The sequence below is a fragment of the Pedobacter sp. HMWF019 genome (assembly GCF_003061025.1).
Taxonomy (GTDB): Bacteria; Bacteroidota; Bacteroidia; order Sphingobacteriales; family Sphingobacteriaceae; genus Pedobacter.
Map to the genome: position 1 here is coordinate 1 of NZ_QAIL01000611.1, position 17,443 is coordinate 17,443.

11 protein-coding genes and 1 pseudogene are annotated in these 17,443 nt (G+C 40.8%); 5 read left to right on the top strand and 7 right to left on the bottom strand.

The window, feature by feature from the left end:
- The 3 genes and pseudogenes from DBR11_RS28760 to DBR11_RS28770 all read left to right on the top strand — a co-directional run.
- Window positions 1-689, top strand: a 689-nt coding sequence (locus DBR11_RS28760; RefSeq protein ID WP_108555958.1) for an SDR family oxidoreductase, incomplete at its 5' end; no start/stop codon positions are given.
- Window positions 690-948: 259 nt separating this feature from the next.
- Window positions 949-1,380: pseudogene (locus tag DBR11_RS30470) on the top strand (zinc-binding dehydrogenase).
- A gap of 371 nt (window positions 1,381-1,751) precedes the next feature.
- Window positions 1,752-3,029, top strand: a complete 1,278-nt coding sequence (locus DBR11_RS28770; protein WP_108555959.1) for an OmpA family protein — start codon at window positions 1,752-1,754, stop codon at window positions 3,027-3,029.
- Between the two features lie 65 nt (window positions 3,030-3,094).
- Here DBR11_RS28770 and DBR11_RS28775 read toward each other — a convergent pair whose 3' ends face one another.
- The 3 genes from DBR11_RS28775 to DBR11_RS28785 form a co-directional block, all read right to left on the bottom strand.
- Window positions 3,095-3,703, bottom strand: coding sequence for a porin family protein (locus tag DBR11_RS28775; protein ID WP_108555960.1), 609 nt, complete (start codon window positions 3,701-3,703; stop codon window positions 3,095-3,097).
- A 447-nt stretch (window positions 3,704-4,150) separates the two neighbouring features.
- Window positions 4,151-4,471 (bottom strand): hypothetical protein, encoded by a 321-nt coding sequence (locus tag DBR11_RS28780; protein ID WP_108555961.1) that lies wholly within the window; start codon window positions 4,469-4,471, stop codon window positions 4,151-4,153.
- Window positions 4,472-4,503: 32 nt separating this feature from the next.
- On the bottom strand, window positions 4,504-4,704 hold the full coding sequence (locus DBR11_RS28785; RefSeq protein ID WP_108555962.1) for a hypothetical protein: 201 nt from the start codon (window positions 4,702-4,704) through the stop codon (window positions 4,504-4,506).
- Between the two features lie 346 nt (window positions 4,705-5,050).
- On the opposite strand from DBR11_RS28785, the gene DBR11_RS28790 reads away from it, so the two are divergent.
- Together DBR11_RS28790 and DBR11_RS28795 are read left to right on the top strand one after the other, a co-directional pair.
- Window positions 5,051-5,356 (top strand): RNA-binding protein, encoded by a 306-nt coding sequence (locus DBR11_RS28790; RefSeq protein ID WP_108555963.1) that lies wholly within the window; start codon window positions 5,051-5,053, stop codon window positions 5,354-5,356.
- A gap of 96 nt (window positions 5,357-5,452) precedes the next feature.
- Window positions 5,453-6,151, top strand: a complete 699-nt coding sequence (locus DBR11_RS28795; RefSeq protein WP_108555964.1) for a lysoplasmalogenase — start codon at window positions 5,453-5,455, stop codon at window positions 6,149-6,151.
- On the opposite strand, the gene pbpC is transcribed toward DBR11_RS28795, so the two are convergent.
- Genes pbpC through topA form a run of 4 tightly spaced genes read right to left on the bottom strand, consistent with a single transcriptional unit; the run spans window position 6,108 to window position 17,162 of the window.
- Window positions 6,108-8,513: a penicillin-binding protein 1C gene (gene pbpC / locus DBR11_RS28800; RefSeq protein ID WP_108555965.1), complete on the bottom strand. Its 2,406-nt coding sequence runs from the start codon at window positions 8,511-8,513 to the stop codon at window positions 6,108-6,110. The genes DBR11_RS28795 and pbpC overlap by 44 nt on opposite strands.
- A gap of 1 nt (window position 8,514) precedes the next feature.
- Window positions 8,515-14,115 carry an alpha-2-macroglobulin gene (locus tag DBR11_RS28805; RefSeq protein ID WP_108555966.1) on the bottom strand — a complete coding sequence of 1,867 codons (5,601 nt, stop codon included), beginning with the start codon at window positions 14,113-14,115 and terminating at the stop codon, window positions 8,515-8,517.
- Between the two features lie 56 nt (window positions 14,116-14,171).
- Window positions 14,172-14,576, bottom strand: coding sequence for a hypothetical protein (locus DBR11_RS28810; RefSeq protein ID WP_108555967.1), 405 nt, complete (start codon window positions 14,574-14,576; stop codon window positions 14,172-14,174).
- 18 nt (window positions 14,577-14,594) lie between these two features.
- A complete protein-coding gene (gene topA / locus DBR11_RS28815; protein WP_108555968.1) occupies window positions 14,595-17,162 on the bottom strand; it encodes a type I DNA topoisomerase in 2,568 nt (855 codons plus the stop codon).
- Window positions 17,163-17,443 lie beyond the last annotated feature (281 nt).

Consider the following 17,443-nt stretch of genomic DNA (forward strand, 5'->3'; position numbering starts at 1 on the left):
CAGGAAACACAGTATTCATTAGCGGTGGAAGTGCCGGAATAGGATTAGCTATCGCTAAAAAATTAAGCGCCGCTGGTAATAAAGTAATTATCAATGGACGTAATGAAGAGCGTTTGCAAAATGCATTAAAACAATTGGATAATGCAGCTGCTATACAGGGCGATTTGTCTTTGGAAACGGATAGAATCCGCATAGCGGCAGAACTGAAGGAGAAATATCCTGGGGTGAATATCATTGTTAATAATGCGGGCGCCGCCTTTAGTTATCTTCTGAATGAAACTTTAAATGCCCATGAAAAGGCTGCTGTGGAGATGAATACGAACTATATTAGCGTCATCCATTTTACAGAGCTCCTGCTGCCGCATCTGGTGCAACAAACAGAGGCAGCTGTTGTGAATATTTCCTCAATTGCAGTTTTTGGAAGCCATAAATTACTTCCAACTTATGGTGCAACCAAAGCCGCGTTGCACAGTTACACTGTTGCCTTAAGATACACCTATGAAGAACAGAAAAATATTCAGATTTATGAAGTATACCCGCCACTTGTAAATACGGAGTTTTCAGCTGAAATAGGGGGTGCAAATGGTATTCCGCCTGCAGAGGTTGCTGATGAGTTCTTTGTTGCGCTCGGAAAAGATCAGTTTGATGTTCCTGTTGGTGATACAAAGCAGTTTTTTAAACAGGCTTGATGAAGATGTTCTGGTGGAGGTATACGCATCGCCCGGAAACCTTTAGATGTAAGAAGCGGCTTCTACTCCTCTGGTGGCCCTCACAGCTTTGCAGGCCTTGGTGGAAAGGCCAAAGGTTGTAAATGGGCAAAAAGTGTTTACTCAAGCTGGTTCGGGAGGTGAGAACTATCGCTATACAGCTTGCTAAATATTAGGAGTCAGTGTTGCTACTACGGCAAGTGCTAAGAGTTTTAGTTTGCTTGAAGGATTAGGTGCTGATGTGATTGTGGATTATAAGATCGAGGATTTTGAAAAACGCTTGGGTAATTATGATGTGGTGCTGAACAGCCAGGATAAAAACACACTGGAGAAATCGTTGCACATATTAAAATCTGGGAGGAAGGTTATTTCTATTTCCGGTCCACCGACTCCCGAATTTGCCAGTGAAATAGGGGCGCCTTAGTTTGTGAAGCTCATACTGTCCTTGATAAGTACCCGTGTTCGGAGATTGGCCAGGAAAAGGAACGTTGATTATTCCTTTTTATTCATGCGGGCGCAGGGCGATCAATTAAGTAAAATTACTAAGCTTATAGAGAAAGGAACGATCAGACCTGTGGTGGACAAAGTTTTGCCTTTTGAAAAAACTAATGATGCATTATCCTATCTGGAAAGTGGGCGTGCAAAAGGAAAAGTCGTCATCAAAATTAAGTAGGAGATATATCGTCTTAAATTACCAGAATTGATTTTAGTCGTTCTGCTCATGCACTCGTCATTATCACTTCTTTGAATTTGCAATTCCAGACCCTCATCTTGAGGGTCTTTTAAATCATTTTAAATACAAAAAGCCGCTTAACGGTTTGTAAAGTCATTTTGTTCATTTACCCGTATCTGCCCGTTTTTATTCGATTTGTTAAAAATGAGCAATAATGAACGACACTTATAGCATGACTTAATTTGCCGATCTATCGGTTTTAGCTTAAATTTAAGAATAGCTTAACATAATTTGCTTTAAATATGTTGTATGGGGATTAAGAAGGAGGATGGATAGTATTTGTTTGAATTTTCTAACCTAAAACTATAAACATGAATTTAATTGAAATGATTAAGAATGAAATGAACGGTGATGTCGTTTCATCTTTAAGCCAAAAAGCTGGTGTAAGCGAGGAAGAGGTTAAAAATGGTCTCTCTGCGGGTGTTCCTGCAGTTCTAGCAGGTGTATTGAAAAATGCAACAAGCGGAGGTGATCCTAGTTTTCTGGGGAAAATGTTAGCTGGCGGTGCTGGTAGCGGTGTGGACGATTTGGCAGTTAGTGATCATGAATCTTTATTAGAGAAAGGAAGATCTTTGTTGAGTGGTTTGTTTGGTGGTGATACCGGATCAGTAACTGAAGCTGTTTCATCTTCCAGTGGTTTAAGCAATGTTAAATCTGCTGGCTTATTGGCTATGATTGTGCCCTTTATTACAGGTGCTGTTTCGAAACTAATGGTGAGTAAAGGTTGGAGTGTGTCTGATTTGATGACTAAAATCTTTGAGAGCAAGGATGCAATTGTTGCCGCTTTGCCAAAAGGATTAACAGATTCCCTGGGCCTGGCAAATCTGCATGCAACTCCTGTAGAGATACCAAAAGTGGAGGTTCGAAAAGCAGAAATACCGAAGGTGTTGCCTATACATACCCATATCCCTGATCAACCAAAGTCAGGTGGTGGTTTTTTAAAGTGGTTGATTATTTTGCTGGCACTTATTGCAATAAGCTGGTGGATCATTCATAAATATGTATGTAACGGGGCGAAAGTGAGTACAACTTTAGATTCGACGGCTAATGTCGTTAAGGAGGGAGCAGATACAGCCAAAGCAGCTATTACAGGAACATTAAATGAAGCAGGAGATTTTGTACGGAACCTTGGGGCTAAAGTCAGCAAGAAATTGCCAGATGGTACAGAGATCAGTGTTGGCGAGAATTCTGTTGAAAGCCAGTTGATTTCATTTTTGGAAGATAAGGACAGGCCTGTAGATAAAACAACCTGGTTTTCTTTTGACAGATTGTATTTTGAAACTGGAAAAAGTACCCTGAAATCAGAATCGCAGACGCAGTTGAAAAATATTGCGGCTATTTTGAAAGCCTATCCTCATGTGGATCTTAAATTGGGTGGTTATACCGATAATACGGGTGATGCGGCAGTGAATAAAAAAATATCGGACGACAGAGCAAATACAGCCATGCAGGCTTTAGTCAAATTAGGTGTGCCTGCTGAACGTTTAAGTGCAGAGGGTTATGGGACGGAGCATCCGGTAGCAAGCAATGATACGCCAGAGGGAAGGGCACAGAACAGACGGATTGATATTCGGGTAACTCAAAAATAGGGGTATAAACAAAAGCCCCGCTATAGATGATATAGCGGGGCTTTTGTTTATACCTTTTGGGAATGTTAAAATCTATAAAATATACTGGCCTGAATGCTGTTGTTTGTAAAGTCTCCTAAAATTGTGGATGGTGTTTCCTGTACTTTCTGTAAGCCATAAACATATCTGGCACCAAATCCTAAGCCCATTTTAGATTGGTAACCGATACCTCCGGCCATAGCAAAATCAATTTTTTTAGCAAACTTAGCATCGGTTACTCCTCCAATATCTTCTCTTACTTTAAAACTTGCCTGAGGGCCTGCCTCTACATAAAACCGAGAATTTGTACGGTATTTTAAAAGGATTGGCACTGAGGCGTAAGATAGTTTTATATCTTGTCCGGTAAATGGTCCTGACTTTACTTTGGCTCCTTGTAAGGAGTAAAGAAATTCTTCTGATATCAGGAAATTGTCTGTGATATTGTAGGCCACAGTTAATCCTGCATGGAAGCCTGGAAGTGGATCTGTTGCAAAGTTAGCATTGGTAAAATTGCTGTAATTCCCTCCTGCGGTAATACCGAAGTCTAATTTTTTAAAGATTTTCTGAGTGAAACTTTGATTTTCGGAATTGGTTTGACTGAAACCTTTTGTGGCTACTGTAACCAAAACAACTAACATTAATATTAACGTTTTCATAAATTCAATTTTTGTTGTCCTTTTTTTAATATTGCCTTATGGCGTGTTGATTTATTGACAACAAAGGTGAGGGTTTGATGAAGGTTCTTTTAGTTGTACCTGGCCGAAGCAGACAAAAAGGTAAAAGAACAGGATTGAGCCAGAATGAAATGAAAATCAATTGACTATAAAATATGAATGTTGATTGATTGGTTAGTGATCATAAAAACTTATGTTCTTTGGGGGTAGACCGGTGCTCAGTTTTCGACCAGAACAGCTTTTGACCAAAGTGAGCTGCAACTCAGATAGGCAGGTAGTTTTGTGCTTGATGGAGGGATTTACAGCTATATATTGAATATGGAAATTTCTTTTGTTAAACATTTTGACCACTTGTTTAAAAAGAGGGGCGGGGGAAGCTCTCGACCTGAACCTTCCCCCAAAAACCTCTCCAAAGGGGCTAACTAATATCTAGTGCTTCTCGTGTCTGTCTCTAATTTGTGAGTCTTTCAGATAGATTTTTTTTCCTTTTTTATTAATGTAATATTTTCGGTTTTTACTGTTGATGTATACATCTGTTCCGTCCGGGGCCTTTTTGCCTTTCCAAACTTTATCTGCCACTTTAGATGTGCCCTTTACGGCGACCTCGGCGGTTTTATTGCCTACTTTTTCCGCTGTATTTCCAATTTTTTGGCCTAATGATTCTTTTTTCTCCTGGGCCTGGCTGTTGAATGCGGCTCCGGTAATTAATCCAAGGGTAAGTAACCCTGCAAAAATGCTTCTTGATTTCATACTTAATTTATTAGGTGAGGGACATGTGAGTTCTATCTTTCTTTGACTCTATCGGGATGGAGTAATTGGTCTGAAGCTTGTATAAGCTTGTTTAGTTTTTCATTGTTTTTATGGATCTGATCTTCAATCTCTGCTTTTCTGATAAGTAAGTGTTGAATGGCAGGATCTTGAGCCAGTCCAATTTGCGATATGGCATTTTTAAGGGCGTTTGCATCGTGGCTTGAATTTTCCATAACATCTATTTTAATGATCAATCTGTCAGTGTCTGGTTAACTGCGACATTAAATTAATTAGAGGCGCTCATCTCAATTATTCTTTAAGTTAAGAAAACAAGTCTACAGGATGAAAATCCATTTTGTTCATTTTGAATACATTGGCTATTCATTATGACAGAATAATGAACAAAAGTCTATTTGCTGCTTAACACTTAAACTTTACAATACTTTAACATATGTAGCCAAAACCTTTTTGGTATCTTAACTGTTATAAAAATATATTAAGAAAAAACAGTATAACTTACACTCACATTGCAAATTAAACGTATTATTTAGTTACATTTGTGGAAATTTTTAGACATTAATGAAGATATTTATTACAGGCCTTCCTTTAGAAGTAGGGGAAGATGAATTAACAGCCGTTTTTGGTGATTTCGGTCAAGTAAAATCACTTAGGATTATCAAAGATCGCGAAACTGGTCAGAGTCGTGGTTTTGGCTTTGTTGAAATGCCAAACGACGAGGAAGCTAAAGAAGCCATTAAAAGAATGAATGGTGGTGATTACAACGGTAACCGTATTAAAGTTGCTGAAGCACAAGAAAAACCAAATACTGGTGGAAACGCAGGTGGTGGCTTCAAACGCAACAATAACAGAGAAAGAAGCTTCTAATTCGCTTTTTTCAGTTGCTTGAATTCTGCAATTAAGATATATCTAGCCAGCTATAATATTATTATGGCTGGCTATCTTTTTATTTGATTCCTATCTATGGGCGTGTTCAAAAAGTACCGTGTTTTCAGTATTTTATATCTTTTTATCTTTATTCTGGAACTTATTGCGGAATTTCAGCAGCTAAATACGCTGAGGCTTATCGTAAAGCCTTGTATTGTTTTGTCGCTTGCTATATTTTTTTGTCTCCAAACCAAATTAAGGGGACGCTTTCATAAAAGGTTGTTCATAGGGCTTCTTTTTGCCTTGGCTGGAGATGTCCTGTTGCTTTTCACTGATGCAAATCCAAATTACTTTATGTATGGCCTGCTCAGTTTTTTACTGGCACATCTGTTTTATACCAGAGCCTTTTATCTCGACTTCCGGTCTGCACAGGAATTGGATAAAAAGAATGCAAGGATTGCTATAGCAGCCTGCAGCATCAGCAGCATTGCTTTTTACCTTTTTTTACGCCCTCATCTGGGTGCTTTAAAGCTACCTGTGATGATCTATACTTTTGTGATCAGCATGATGCTGATGATGTCTGTTTTTAGAAACCTTCGTGTGAATAAAGAAAGCTTTATACTTGTTTTTGCCGGTGCCATTCTTTTTATATTGTCAGATGGCCTGTTGGCTTATAATAAATTTGTTTCCTCTTTTAGTTTTGCTGGTGTTTGTGTTATGGCTACCTATATGCTTGCGCAATACCTTATTGTTATTGGCGCTGCCGAGAGGACACTTCTTTCTCAAGAACCGTAAAGACCAGAGACAGTCTTTCTCCGTGCTCATCTACAAGCGTTAACGTGTGTTTCCCTGCTGCAGGGCTAACAGCCAGCTGGTGAAAGCTTTTTGTTGTGGCGATATATTCATCATCAATATGCCAATATATCTTGATATTTGGATCGCGGTGAGTGGCATTCAATACGACCTTACCTCGTGTACCATCAAATTCAATAGGGATATATACCGATGTATTGTTTCTTGGATAGATCATGTCCATCACATAATTGTTGCTCATATCTCCACAGCCGTTCTTGAAAGGGGGCAAAGGCTTATAATCACTGTTTTTGATCTTATAATAGTATTCCATGGAAGGAGGAAGTATAAACCAGGGTTTATGAACCATTTGGGCCGTAGATTCACATTGGTCTGTAACCTGCCATGTACCTGTAGGATCTAAGTGAACTAACTTATGATAAGGGCAAATGCCTGTTTTTTCTCCTGCAGCCGGAACCATTTCTTCCGCCTTATCTGTGCAGTATTCTCCCGCTTTATAACCACTTTGCTTACATACCCAGATTTTTTTCAACTTGCTTGCTGGTGTTTTAAACCATTTTTCATTCGGTAACTGTCTGAATATATCGAAAAGTATTGGTGCTGCAGCGTCAATGCCGGTTAAACCTGGACGGCCTTCTCCGTCGGCATTACCGACCCATACGCACACTACATAACCAGGCGTTAAACCAACAGCCCAGGCATCCCGGAAACCGAAACTGGTACCTGTTTTCCAGGCTACTCTTTGAGAGGAAGAAAATTGCTCCCATAAACCCTCATCACCGGGGCGCATCAGTTCTTCCATAGCATTAAATGCAGACCATATGGCACCATGGTCAAAGACAGAGTTGATTTGTGTTTCCTCTTCATCTCGCCTGGTATCTCTTTTAGAGCTTACATATACGGGTGCATCATAATCATGTGGGTTATATTTTCCACTAAATTCATTAAAGTGTTTTAAGGTTCTGGCCATGCCCATATAGGTTTTCGCCAGATCCCACATGGTCACTTCACTTCCACCCAAAATTAGTGAAAGTCCGTAATAATCTGCGGGTTTATTTAAGGTAGAGAAACCCAGTTGTTTTAGTTTATCATAAAATCGCTGATACTTGTAGGTCTGGAGCATTTTAACTGCTGGAATATTCAAAGAGCGGCTTAGGGCTCTGTCGGCCGGAATTGCGCCATCGTACCCCAAATCATAGTTTTGTGGCGAATAACCGCCAATTTGTGTTGGAATGTCTGGGATCAGGGTATGGGGCATAATAAAACCATCATTTAGCATACTGGCGTAAAGGAGTGGCTTTAGGGTACTGCCGGGGCTTCTGGGCGCCTTTATCATGTCTACATGACTCTCCAATTCAGTATTGTCTGGCTGATATATATTCCCCACATAGCTTTTTACTGATCCGGTATTCACATCCAGTACCAAAGTGGCAATATTGTTGATATCATTTGCGCGATAGCGGTTGTTGTATCTTTTTAACAGGGCATTGATCTTAAGCTGGAGGTTTTCATCTAAGGTAGACCTGATTCTCGTGCTGCTGATCCCAAGGCTAGCCCGTTCTTGTTTGAAACGATTTAGTAAATGCTGGGCGTTTTGAGGCAATTGCTGAGGTTTGCCGGGTATTGGTTCGAATTTGGAAAGATTGGCTGTTGCCTGGTCTATGTAATCGAGTGCAGCCAGTTTATCTAGCAGATCATTTCGTTTTTTGATCAGCTTAGTGGCATTTTTGCCGGGGTGAACAAGTGACGGGCTGTTGGGCAGCACGGCCAGAGTTGCCATCTCTCCCCAGGAAAGTGAGCTTGCGCTACGGCCAAAATAACGCCAGGCCGCTGCTTCAAGACCAACAATATTGCTTCCGAAAGGGGCATTTGCTGCATAAAGTCCTAGAATCTCGGATTTGGAGTAGCCTACCTCCAGCCGTAGTGCCAAAAGCATCTCTATTAATTTTTGAGTAATGGTTCGGTCTTCTTTTCTGTAAAGGCGGATTACCTGCATGGATAAAGTACTGCCACCGCTGACAACACTTTTTGCCTTAAAGTTTTGTCTCATCGCTCTGCCCAAGGCGAGGATGTCTATGCCAGCGTGTTTATAAAACCGTTTGTCCTCAAAGGCAATAATACATTTATTAAATTTATCAGGTACGCTGTCTGCTACTGGGAAACGCCATTGTCCATCCCGTGCTATTGCAGCACTGAGCAACTGGCCGTTTGAGGCCTCTATCACAAACGAAGTAGGGGTAACAAATAGCCTGGAGGGCAACATAAACCAGAAAAACAGAAAAAGAACCAGGCAAATCAGATCGGAGATCAGAAAGCCTGGTTCATACTTGAATTTTTTAAACATTTTACTTAATTACCTGTACCCATTTACCTTCCTGTGTTGCACTGATGCTGTTGTTGTACATGGCCTCTACCTGTACCGCAGACAAGTAATATCTGCCTAAATAAGATGCATTCAGCAGAACTTTGTAAGTCACGGTCTCGTTCTCTCTAAGGTTAAAATAAGTAAACACTCTGTCGTCTCTTATGTCACGGTAAGTGAATGGAGAAGAGGATAGGATACTTTCGTTGTCATTTACCCTGGTATTGATGATTTCCCATCCGGACGGGAAAATCTGTGTCAGTGCCATTTGCTCATAATAACCCATTTTGCCTGGGTTTTTAATGACAACTTCCGCATAAAAATCCAAACCTTGTTTTAAGGTAGTTGGATCTATTGGTTTGCCATTCAGTAATTTATAGGACACGCTCATCTCAAGTGCCTCCGGGTTATTAGGCAGGAAGTTGTTCTGTCCTGCTGCCGGTTGTCCTTGTAAGATTAGCCTGGCGAAGAGCACCCTATTACCGGTATTGGTGATCTGTACCTGGTCGCCTTTAAAGTTTAATGGTGTTGAGCTGATGTACTGGTCTGTGTTTACATTTCCTTTTTTGCCATCCAGAACAAAACGATAATTCAGTTTATTGGCAGATGCATTCTGGCCACAGAATTTGGCGATGGCCAATAAGCCATAGGCTGTAGTTTGTGTACTGTACCAGTCATCCCTGCCTAATTTGGATGCCAGAGGCTGGAGGAGCTGGGCAGCTTTTCCTTTCTGACCAAGAAGGGTTAGAGTTTCTAAGATCATAGCTTCATCCCTGATGTCTGAACCATAGGTTCCACCCAACTGATTGTAAGGCTTAACGGATAGGTCTAAGCCCTTAATGAGTTGTGCAGCAGCATCTGCTTGCCCGGCTAACTTGTATGCCGCCGCAAGCCTCCATTTGGCGCTTACTGATAAATACTGGAAGCCCCTTAGACGATTCATGGCTGCCATATCTGTTTTCTTAGCTAAAGCGAGCACATACAAACGATAGGCCTGTGATAGATCACCGCCATAGAAATTTGTACTATTTGGTGACCAGCTGCTTGCTTTGGTTTTCTGATAGCGAAGCAACTCGTCCAGTAAACCAACAGGAATGGAATAACCTTTATTTTGTGCTTCTACCAGGAAATGTCCGGCATAATTGCTTCCCCATTCATCTGCGGATGGTGAACCTGGCCAGTAGGCCAAACCACCCTCAGCAGTTTGGAAATCTTTCAGTTTTAAGATACCTGCTTTGATATTCTTCTCTGTAGTTGCTTTCTGTTGTGCACTAAGTTGCGTCAACTGATCTAAAAACAATTGAGGGAATACTGCCGATGTTGTTTGTTCCACACAGCCATGTGGATACTGCATCAGATAGCCCAAACGCTTTTTCAAATTGATCGGAGGGATTGAAGATAACTCCAGGGATCCTGAATTCGTACCGGCCATTCCGATTCCATTATAGATTTGTGTCCAAGTCTTACCAGGTTCGATGGTTTCAGATACTACATTGGTTACAAAGGGGTTTGGATTTCTGATATCAATTTCTACATCATATACGGCTTTCTCCGCTCCACTCTGTGCGATGAGTTTGACTTTACCAATACCTGCTATTTCAGGAGCCTTAATATCAAAGTAAGCCATTTGTTCTCCAGGTTGTTTGTAAGACAGCTGAATGGTTTTGTTTCCTTCTACACCCAGGTTTTGAGTCTGGATTTGCAAGGTTACATTTTTAAGATGATTTTCAGTTGCAAATACTGTTGCCGGCAGGGTGAAGCTTTCACCTGGCCCAATTACTCTTGGTAAAGTTGCCAGGAGCATTAAGGGCTTTTTAACCTGTACAGATTTCTCCTGGAAACCATATGCGCCATCCTGACCAGCTACTACCATAGCACGGACTGCTCCTATATATTGTGGTAGCTTGAATTTATGAGTTTTGGTTTCTCCTTTTGAAAGAGCAAAAGGTCCCATGAATTCGACTACTGGTTTGAACCTGTTGGCTTTTGCCGGGTTTAAATTTTTATTAATACTGCCGTCACCACCAATGCTCAGAATGCGTTCCAAATTACCACCCCAGGCACCGAGCACATAATCAAATAGGTCCCAGGTTTTCACACCCAGCCCTTCTCTGGCATAGAATACAGCATGTGGATCAGGTGTTTTAAAGCGGGTGAGATCAAGTAAGCCTTCATCTACGATGGCAATAGTATAAGTCATAGCCTTACCATTCTGTTCCGCTACAGAGATTGTGTTCTCGGTTTCCGGTTTGATCTTATCGGCCATTTTGATGATCGGCTTTAAAATCGTTGCTGGATCTTCAATCAGAAGTGGGATTGCTCCATACATCCTTATTGGGAGATCATTTACTGTTTGAGCATGTGGCTGCAGTAAAGTAACGTTTGCAAAAACATTTGGAGACATGTCTTTTTCTGCCTTGAATTTGAATTGCGTTTGTCCAGCCTTTGTATCTGTCCAGTAGGTTTTAAGTACCCTGCTACCATTCTCAATAGAGATCAGTGCTCTTCCGCCTTTACCAGAAGGAATAGTCAGGACAATATCTTCACCCACTTTGAATTTTGTTTTATTGGCGGTAAAAGAGAGCATTGATGCCTCAGTAGGGTTGTTGGCTTGTTCACGTTGCGCCCAGCCTGGCCAGTCGATATAAACATCTTTACCTGTTATGTGGCCACCATTTAAATCTCTCACCAAGATGAGATAACGGCCCCATTCTGGCTCATCAACTCTAAGGTTCCAGCTTCCTCTTCCGTTATTCAGGGTCACGCTCTGTTTTTTGATGAGCTTATTGTATTGATTTTGAGTAAAGTTGGCGTAAGAATTCTGATCGTCCTGTTCCCACCACCAGCGCCATTGTACTTTGTAGAGTTCGACTTCAACCGTTTTGCCACCGGCCAGTAATTTCCCATCCCGGTTTACGTTCACCAGATCTATTTTATGGTCTTTACCGGTCACTAACATGCCGCTCAGCTTTTCTCCTTCAGGGGTTTTTATACCATAATAATTGTTGTATACATGGTAGGGGATACTAAAGTTGTCAATACTAAAATTACCTCCAGCCTCAAATACTTTTGTAGTGAAATTAGCTTTTAGCATACCTGGAGCCGTTTTATTCTGATCCAGATTGGTATTTACTACGGCTGTTCCGTTTTCATTTAAAGTCCCTTCAAAAATGGTTTTTAACTGCGATTCAAACTTCACAGTAGGATTATCGAAGGTGTAGGCCTCAAAACCTGGAAAAGTGGTTTTCATGGTATTCAGGTTTACATCTACTTTGGCTTTAAGGTTTTTGCCTACTGCGCCAAAGAGCCAGTTGGCTGAAAGGGTAGCTGTAGAACCATTGTCGGCACTCAGATATTTCCTTGCACCAATATCAAAATTGATCTTGAGCCGGTTTGGCATTACGGTTTCAATTTTAATTGTTTTACTGAAAACAGAACCTCCTGCTTTAACTTTAACAAGCCAGTTTCCGGTAGGAGCGGTTGAGGCAGTTGCGGTTTTAAAAGTATAGAATCCATTTAAAGCATTACCATTTACAATCTTTTTAATAATTTGTCCCTGAGGATTATATAACTCGAAGGTAACTGGGTAAGCACCGGGTAGCTTTTTAAGTTTATCTTCCAGGATAAACGAAAGATAAAGAGAATCTCCAGGACGCCAAACACCGCGCTCTCCATAGATGAGACCTTTAATTCCATTTTGTACAACATCACCGCTTACATCGAATCGACTTAAAGGCAGGGAATTTCCATCATCTAATTTTAAGTAACCGCGTTCATCGCCATTTTTGGCAATCAGTAAAAATGGCTTTCTTTTCAGATCAAAGGAGGCTATCCCGTCACCATCTGTTTTTGCTGTATAAATAACTTGTTTGGCATAATCCATTAATTCCAATGTAACTCCACTTAATGGCTTGGCAGTGAGCAGATCTGTTGCAACAATAAACATACTGTTGTCGTTTCCCCGCTTGGCGACCAGGCCAATATTAGAGGCGATCAGGTTACGACTTGCCCATTTATCAGTAGTGTAATAAGAGGAAGTACAAGGATTGTTACGATCATCCCAGCGATAATGTTGTGGATAATAATTGTTATATCTGCTCCAAAAGGCATCGTCTTCGTCGATCTTTTCTCCATAATATTCGTTGGCATTTTCATCTTCGTCCATGCTTTCTGAATCTGTCTCTTCTTTATCTGCGCTTGCAGCGCATGAATATACATTGTAGGCCTTTCTAAATCCAATCGTTACCCTGTACATAGCACCTGGCTCCGTACGGATCATTTTATCCAGATCTAGCGTAAAACGATTCTTTTTATGCAGGTTTAAGGATTTGTCTTCATCCAGTCTGATGGTTTTCTGTACCACCGGGCGGCCTACACGTCTTAATTCCTGGCCATCTTTATAGTTGTTGGTCTGAAAGAACTGTGGTATGTTGTTCTCGTAAATTTTGATGATGGTTACATCGACCGCTTTTAGGTTAGTTGCCTCAAAAGGAAGCACCAGCTTACCTGAATTGGGAATAATTGTACCACTACCTGAAATGGTTACCGCAGGCGCCTTTTTTTCAAAAAGAACATTACCTGTTTTAGCTTCAGCAAGCTTGTTACCTTTAATATTTTCAATCCCCTGGTTTGCAGTCAATGCATAATTGCCGTCCAATGGATCTGTAGCATAGATTTTAAGCTGACTGCCATCTATAGTATATCGTAAATCTGCCAGACTACCCAAGGTAACCAGACCACTGAGATCCTGAGCTACATTGATAGGCTCCGAAAACTGGATCAGCGCATAGTCTTCCTGATCTTGAACTGCTTTTAAACTTAAGACCTTAAATACCCCTGAAGCGGGTACTAACAGTGTTTCTTCACCTTTGTTTTCCGCATCAATTGGCTTTCCTGACCATTTAAGTAGCAATTTTTGCTCTGAACCTGTTTTCTTTATACTGTCTATAGTGAAGTGAGAACTGTATTTTGCAGGATTGTGCTGCCATTTTATACGGAGCTTTTGTGCAAAATCAAGTTCAAGCGTCCGTTCAATAAGTTTTGGATCTTCCTCGTCAGAAGTATTAATATCCCCACTTAATTTCATGTAATCAAGAGATGTATTGTTCTGAGAAACCAGGCCATTCTGGACCAGGTTCATTCCAGGATTAATGATCTTAAAGTCAAAATCAAATTCTTCAAGGCCTTTCTCTGTTTCCGTTACTTTAGAAAGGTTAAATGTACCGCTATAAACCTTTCCAGATTGTAGGGGTTCATCTGGTCTGAATTCTACAGTTTGGGCGTCAATCCAATAGGATTTTCCTTTAACACCAGGAGAGAAATCGAAAAGGTCCCGGTCATCTGCCGCTCCGATGGTGCCCATCGTTTTTACCTGGCTGGCCAGGCGGATCCGGATAAAACTTTTTTTGGATACAGTTCCAGAAGTGTAAGCTTCGATGTACTTTGAGTAAGCCTGATTACTCTCGTTGTTTTTTTTCTTTTTAAAAATGAAGAAAGAGGCAATTCCAATCAGGACCAAAGCAATGGAGCCGACCAGAATTCGTTGCTTGTTTTTGCTCAGTAGGGTAGACTGGGTAAATTTCATACGCTGTTCGTTAATAGATGCGAGGAAAATTACCAAAAAAAAAGGGGGAAAGAAAATTATTTGATCATTACACCCGGTTTGTTGATCAATGGAATTTTGATTAAATTATCATCTACTATGCTTTCCGGAAGGAAAATGAATTTTTTATCATAGATAGTACCGTCAACATAATAACTCAGCCAGTATTCATTGGTCAAACCAAATACAGCAGTGTCAATGGCTTCAACACCAGCGTAAGTCATCGGTTCCAGATCACCTAAGAAATGACGAAGTGTGGAGGTTCTGACCATTACGCCGTCTTTTTCACCGTAACCTTTAGAGCTGATCAGCACGTTAGTGATCAGCTCCTTTTTCAGGTTAATGAAATATACGGTCCAGTTCTCCGTTTCTGGCGTTTCGCCCATGAGCACAACAGCCATGGCTACATCTTCTACAATATTTTCCGGAAGATCTTTTTTCATAACAGGGTAGGCGTAATATTATTTCTTTTTAGCAGGAGCTTTTTTGGCTGCAGGTTTAGCTGCTGCTTTTTTCTTTCCGGCTGTCTTTGATTTTGCTTCAAAGGCGTTCGGAACCTGCTCTACAATTAGTTTTTTAACTTCTTCCAGCGAAATATCAGCTAAATCCTCAGGTGTATATTTTTCGCCTGTTGCCGGATTCTTACTCAGCTTCAGCATTTCTTTTCCAAAACGGATAAAGGGTCCCCATCTGCCATTTTCAATAGCAATTTTTTCAGCTGTCCATTGCTGGATAAACCTATTGGCTTCTTTTTCTACTTTTTTACTGATCAGTTCGGCAATATCCGAATCGCTCAAATTATCAAAATTATAAGCCTTAGGAACATTGATGAATAGATCATTCCATTTAATAAATGGTCCAAACCGGCCAGTTCCTTTAGTTACCGGGAGATTTTGATAGTGTGCAACAGGTGCATCTGCCGTTATCTTTTCGTTGATAATTTCGATGGCGCGATCTCTGTCTACAGAGAGAGGGTCTTCGTTTTTAGGTATAGAGATGAAGGTATCCCCCCATTTCACATAAGGACCAAACCGGCCAACACCAACAGAAACTTCTTTATTCTGATAGTCTTCTAATTGGAAAGGTAATTTGAACTGCTCCAAAGCATCTTCCAGACTAATGGTGGCCACAGAAAGTGATTTAGGCAGACTCGCATAACGTGGTTTTTCCTCATCCTCATTTTGTCCGATCTGAACCAATGGGCCAAATTTACCAACTTTAGCATATACATTTTTCCCCGAAACAGGGTCTATACCCAGCAGACGCTCGCCATTAGCACGGTCAGCTGTTTCAAGGGTCGTCTCTACTTCCTGATGGAATGGTGTATAGAAAGAGTGGAGCATTTTTGTCCATTCCTGTAAACCTTGAGCGATCTCGTCAAATTCTTTCTCTACTTTGGCCGTGAAATTAAAGTTAACGATGTCTTTAAAGTGTTCCACTAAAAAGTCGTTTACCACCTCACCTATATCCGTAGGGAAAAGCTTGGACTTTTCTGCACCAGTCATTTCCGTTTTTAACTGCTTGCTTACCTGCCCACCAGCCAGCACAATGGAAGTAAAGGCACGCTGCTTTCCTTCTCTATCTTCTTTAACCACGTAACCGCGGTTCTGGATGGTTGAAATGGTTGGCGCGTAAGTAGAAGGTCTTCCAATACCCAGTTCTTCTAGTTTTTTAACTAGGCTAGCCTCTGTATATCTTGAAGGCGGACGCGAGAAACGCTCCGTCGCGTTCATTTCTTTTAATGTCAGTGACTGTCCTTTAGCTAAAGGTGGCAGCATATTGTTGTTGTCGGTATCCTCTTCATCATCGTCGTTGGATTCCAGATAAACTTTTAAGAATCCGTCAAACTTCAGTACTTCTCCTTCGGCAACCAGGTTCTCTTTACGACTGCTGATATCAATTGTTGCAGTTGTTTTCTCAAAAAGTGCTTCACTCATCTGTGAGGCAATTGCGCGCTTCCAGATCAGTTCATATAATCTTTGTTCAGAACTGTCTCCGGAAACTGTATGCTGACTAAAATAAGTAGGCCTGATGGCTTCGTGAGCCTCTTGAGCACCTGCTGATTTAGTTTTATATGTTCTGGTATGAAGATATTTATCGCCGTAAGCCGATTTGATCTCACTTGCAGCTGCTTGTATTGCTGTTTCCGAAAGATTCACTGAATCGGTACGCATATAGGTGATTTTACCACTTTCATACAACCTTTGCGCAACTTGCATGGTTCTGGAAACCGAATAGCCCAGTTTTCTGGAGGCTTCCTGTTGTAGTGTAGAAGTAGTAAACGGTGCTGCAGGGTTTCTTTTGGCAGGCTTGGTTTCTAAGCTGGAAACCCTAAATGAAGCCGCTACACAGTCTTTTAAAAACTGTTCTGCATCTGCTTCGCGTTCAAATCTCTGTGGCAATTCAGCTTTAACCAATTCTCTGGCGTTACCTGTGGTGAATTGCGCAGTGATTTTAAATGCTGCTGAAGCCTGGAATTTATTGTACTCTCTTTCTCTATCTACAATTAAACGTACGGCGACAGATTGTACTCGTCCGGCAGATAGGGAAGGTTTGATCTTTTTCCATAAAACAGGTGAAAGTTCAAAACCGACCAGCCTGTCCAAAACACGTCTGGCTTGCTGAGCAAAAACCAAATTGTAGTCAATTGTTCTTGGGGTGTCAATAGCTTTTAGGATCGCAGGCTTAGTGATCTCATGGAAAACAATTCGTTTGGTTTTGTTTTCCTTCAGGCCCAGTGTTTCGTATAAGTGCCAGGAAATGGCTTCTCCTTCGCGGTCCTCATCGGATGCGAGCCAGACCATTTCTGCATCTTTAGCTAGTTTCTTAAGTTCTGCTACGACTTGCTTCTTATCTGCAGGGACCTCGTAGGTTTGACTAAAGTTATTGGACACATCAATGCCCATATCTCCTTTAATTAAATCACGAATGTGTCCGTAACTTGATTTTACAAGGAAATCCTTACCCAAATACCCTTCGATGGTTTTAGCTTTTGCAGGTGACTCAACTATTAGTAAATTCTTCGCCATTCAGAACGTTTTTCTGCAAATAAAGCTATAAATACATCTAAAATCAAAATAGAATCTGAATTTTTATGATAATTTAATTTAGTTGGGTATCGTTTTAGGTCGTTTTACCTTCATTTTTTTTCGTTTTTATCATGCGTAATTTGGTGTGCGTCTATACTTTAAAGTACAAATTGTTATACTATATATATAGATAAGTAGTTTGTCAGACCGATTTATCGATTTCTTTACACAGGTATTATATTCGAGGCTGATTTTTTTTGGTAAATTCGTTCATCTAAACA